At 65.3% G+C, this 3979-nt stretch carries 4 protein-coding genes; 3 read left to right on the top strand and 1 reads right to left on the bottom strand.

What is annotated here, in order from left to right:
* Window positions 1-329: 329 nt before the first annotated feature.
* Complete coding sequence (gap, locus tag QMX83_RS20660) at window positions 330-1334, bottom strand: type I glyceraldehyde-3-phosphate dehydrogenase (RefSeq protein WP_282298498.1); 1005 nt, start codon at window positions 1332-1334, stop codon at window positions 330-332.
* A 203-nt stretch (window positions 1335-1537) separates the two neighbouring features.
* On the opposite strand from gap, the gene QMX83_RS20655 reads away from it, so the two are divergent.
* From QMX83_RS20655 to QMX83_RS20645, 3 genes are all read left to right on the top strand, one after another.
* Window positions 1538-2164 (top strand): OmpW family outer membrane protein, encoded by a 627-nt coding sequence (locus tag QMX83_RS20655; RefSeq protein ID WP_282298497.1) that lies wholly within the window; start codon window positions 1538-1540, stop codon window positions 2162-2164.
* Between the two features lie 136 nt (window positions 2165-2300).
* On the top strand, window positions 2301-3116 hold the full coding sequence (locus QMX83_RS20650) for a S1/P1 nuclease (protein WP_282298496.1): 816 nt from the start codon (window positions 2301-2303) through the stop codon (window positions 3114-3116).
* A gap of 11 nt (window positions 3117-3127) precedes the next feature.
* Window positions 3128-3928 (top strand): MBL fold metallo-hydrolase, encoded by an 801-nt coding sequence (locus QMX83_RS20645; RefSeq protein ID WP_282298495.1) that lies wholly within the window; start codon window positions 3128-3130, stop codon window positions 3926-3928.
* Window positions 3929-3979 lie beyond the last annotated feature (51 nt).

The following is a 3979-nucleotide window of genomic DNA, read 5'->3' as shown; positions in this document are numbered from 1 at the left end:
GGGGGGGGGGGGGGGGCGGGCGGGGGGGGGCGCCGCTGGGGCGGGGCGCAGGCGCCCGACGGGTTGGGCACGACGCCCAACCCCGGCCTTGCCGTGTGCGCAGGATTGCGCACACGAGCAAGCGGCGATCGAGGCTACAGGGACGTACTTGCGCCGTCCCCCGGAACGCCCGCCCCGATCCGCCAAACCGAAGATGCCGTGAATCGAGGGCTGTTCGCCTGAAACCAACAGCAGCCGGGCAGAGCCCGGCTCTACGTAAATCGCGCAATAAAAAAAACAGCGCGCCCCTTCTCAGGAGCGCGCCGCTTTTGACTTGCCGACGAAGCGAATTACTTCGCGGCCACAACCTTGGCCATTTCCAAGCACTTGTTGGAGTAGCCCCACTCGTTGTCGTACCAGGACACCAGCTTGACGAAGGTGCCGTCCAGCGCGATGCCGGCTTCAGCGTCGAACACCGAGGTGTGGGTTTCGCCGCGGAAATCGGTGGCCACGACCTTGTCTTCGGTGTAGCCCAGGATGCCCTTCAGCGCGCCTTCGCTCTGTGCCTTCACTTCGGCGCAGATTTCAGCGTAGGTGGCTTCCTTTTCAAGTTCCACGGTCAGGTCGACCACCGACACGTCCGAGGTCGGCACGCGGAAGCTCATGCCCGTCAGCTTCTTGTTCAGTTCCGGAATCACCACGCCCACGGCCTTGGCTGCGCCGGTGGAGGACGGAATGATGTTTTCCAGGATGCCACGGCCGCCGCGCCAGTCCTTGTTGGACGGACCATCGACAGTCTTCTGGGTGGCGGTGGCCGCATGCACGGTGGTCATCAGGCCGCGCTTGATGCCCCACTTGTCGTTGATCACCTTGGCCAGCGGGGCCAGGCAGTTGGTGGTGCACGAAGCGTTGGAGATGATCGCCTGGCCGGCGTAGGTCTTGTCATTCACGCCGTAGACGAACATCGGCGTGTCGTCCTTCGACGGAGCCGACAGGATCACCTTCTTCGCGCCGGCATCCAGGTGCTTCTGCGCGGTTTCCTTGGTCAGGAACAGGCCGGTGGATTCGATCACCACGTCCACGCCCACTTCGTCCCACTTCAGGTTGGCCGGGTCGCGTTCCTGGGTCAGGCGGATCTTCTTGCCGTTCACCAGCAGGTCGCTGCCGGACACGCTCACGTCAGCCTTGAAGCGGCCGTGCACGGAGTCGTACTTCAGCATGTAGGCCAGGTAATCGGGCTCCAGCAGATCGTTGATGGCCACGATTTCGATGTCATTGCCGAAGTTCAGCACTGCCGAACGCAGCACGTTGCGCCCGATGCGACCGAAACCGTTGATGCCAACCTTGATTGCCATGTTCACAAGCTCCTGCAGCCGCGACGGTGCGGCGCCGATGGAAAGGGACGCCATTCTAGCAAAGCCCGTCCCCCGGCGGCCGGGGCCGCAGGCGGGCTGGCTGACCGCTGGCTGAGCGGCCGGGCCGGATTGATCCGGATCAAGGCGGGGTGAAGCGCGGCCGGGAAAACTGGCCCCATTCCACCCCGCAACGAGACTTCCTCATGCGCAAGACCTCCACCCTTCTGCTGTCCAGCCTCGCCGTCGCCCTGTCGCTGGCCGCCGCCCCGGCCATGGCCCAGTCCAAGGGCGACTGGACCATCAGTGCCGGCGTGCACCAGGTCGCCCCCAAGTCCGACAACGGCACCCTGGCCGGCGGCCTGGAAGTCGACGTCGACAGCGACATCAAGCCGACCATCACCGGTGAATACTTCATCGCCGACAACCTCGGCATCGAAGTGCTGGCCGCCCTGCCCTTCAAGCACGACATCAACATCAACGGCCTGGGCCGCGTCGGCAGCACCAAGCACCTGCCGCCGGTGGTCACCCTGCAGTACCACTTCAACAGCCAGGGCAAGGTCTCGCCGTTCGTCGGTGCCGGTGTCAACTACACCACCTTCTTCAGCGAGGAAACCACCGGGGCACTGGCCGGCGCGGACCTGAAGCTGGAAGACTCCTGGGGCCTGGCCGCCCACGCCGGCCTGGACTTCAAGGTTGCCGAGAACGGTTCGCTGCGCGTTGACGTGCGCTGGATCGACATCGACAGCAAGGTCAAGTTGAACGGCGAAAAGATCGGCACCGTCAACATCGACCCGCTGGTGTACGGCGTGGCCTACGTCTTCAAGTTCTGATCGACCGATCAGAACCGAACCGAGCAACACCCCTCGCAGCAAAGCATTTGCCCCGGCTTCGGCCGGGGCTTTTTTGTTCTGCTGCTGGCCAGATGCGGTCAAGAACGTCGGCACCGTCGCCCGCTAGAATGGGGCGATGAAGATCTCCTCCCTGCTCCGCGCCAGCACCGTTGCCCTGGCTCTCACGCTTGTCTCCACCGACGCCCTGGCCTGGGGCGCACAAGGCCATCTTCTGGTGGCACGCGTGGCCGAATCACGCCTGACCCCGGCCACCCGTGCCGAGGTCGACCGCCTGCTGGCCAGCGAACCGGTACCGACCCTGGCCGGCGTGGCCCCGTGGGCCGACGAACTGCGCAGCAAGGACCCGGGCCTCGGTCGGCGCTCGGCGCGCTGGCATTACATCAACATGGGCGAGGACGACTGCCAGTACCTGCCGGCCAGCCAGTGCAGCAACGGCAACTGCGTGGTCGAGGCACTGAAAGCGCAGACCGCCATCCTCGGTGACCGCAGTCGCTCCGACGCCGAGCGTGCGCAGGCGCTGAAGTTCGTCGTGCATTTCGTCGGCGACATTCACCAGCCGATGCATGCCGGTTATGGGCACGATAAGGGCGGCAACGATTTCCAGGTGCAGTACAACGGCCGCGGCACCAACCTGCATTCGCTGTGGGACAGCGGTATGCTCAATACCCGCAAGCTGGATGACGACGCTTACGCCACGCGCCTGAACAAGCTGCCGAAGCCGAAGTTCAGCAAGCGCGCCAACATCAATGCCGACGCGGTGACCTGGGCGGAAGCCAGCTGCCGGATCGCCATTGCATCTGGCGTTTACCCACCGAAGCGTAAGCTTGAGGCGAGCTATACCGACACTTACCTGCCGGTCGCCGAGCGCGAACTGCGTCTGGCCGGCGAACGCCTCGCCGTGCTGCTCAACGACACGCTGGGGAAACGCTGAGGACCACCGCCATGTCGCTGCACGTTGCCGCCTTCTTCCACCCCGACAGCCATACCTTCAGCTACGTGGTGCATGATCCGGCCACGCGGCAGGCGGCAGTGATCGACCCGGTGCTGGATTACGACCCGGACACCGATGCCCTTGGCGAGGCACCGCTGCAGGCATTGCGGACGCATGTAGCCGAGCATGGGCTGCAGGTTCGCTGGCTGCTGGAAACGCATGCGCATGCCGATCACGTGAGCGCCGGTCGCCGGCTCAAACAGCAGTGGCCGCAGGCCACGCTGGCGATGGGCGAAGGCATCACCCAGGTGCAGCGCACCTTTGCGCCGCGCTACGGAGTGGACGTGCCCAGCGGCGGCGCGCCGTTCGACCACCTGTTCGCTGACGGTGAGCACTTCGCGCTGGGCGGACTCGATGCCGAGGTGATCGCAGTGCCGGGCCATACGCCGGACAGCGTGGCCTACCGGATCGGCGATGCGCTGTTTACCGGCGACTCGCTGTTCATGCCCGATGGCGGCACGGCGCGCTGCGACTTTCCCGGGGGCGATGCCGCACTGTTGTACCGCTCGATCCAGCGTCTGCTCGCACTGCCCGATGCCACCCGGGTGTTCATCTGTCATGACTACGGTCCGGGCGGACGCGAGGTGGCCCATGAAACCACCATCGGTGCGCAGCGCGCGCACAACATCCATCTTCGCGATGGGGTCACCGAGGCGGAGTTTGTGGCTACCCGCCAGGCGCGCGATGCCACCTTGGCGGAACCGAAGCTGATGCACCCTTCGGTGAAAGCGAATATCCAGGGCGGCGCGTAGAGCCGGGCTCTGCCCGGCTGTGCTTACCTTGCAGAGCAGCCGGGCAGAGCC

It is taken from the genome of Stenotrophomonas sp. PS02289 (genome assembly GCF_029960115.1).
In the GTDB taxonomy this organism is placed as follows: Bacteria; Pseudomonadota; Gammaproteobacteria; order Xanthomonadales; family Xanthomonadaceae; genus Stenotrophomonas.
The sequence above is the reverse complement of the archived record's forward strand: the minus strand, read 5'-3'. Positions and strand labels throughout refer to the sequence as shown.

Bases quoted from the DNA above. Each gene is read 5' to 3' on its own strand.
- QMX83_RS20650 (WP_282298496.1), top strand. From the start codon at position 2,301: ATGAAGATCTCCTCCCTGCTCCGCGCCAGCACCGTTGCCCTGGCTCTC.
- QMX83_RS20655 (WP_282298497.1), top strand. From the start codon at position 1,538: ATGCGCAAGACCTCCACCCTTCTGCTGTCCAGCCTCGCCGTCGCCCTG.
- QMX83_RS20645 (WP_282298495.1), top strand. From the start codon at position 3,128: ATGTCGCTGCACGTTGCCGCCTTCTTCCACCCCGACAGCCATACCTTC.
- gap (WP_282298498.1), bottom strand. From the start codon at position 1,334: ATGGCAATCAAGGTTGGCATCAACGGTTTCGGTCGCATCGGGCGCAAC.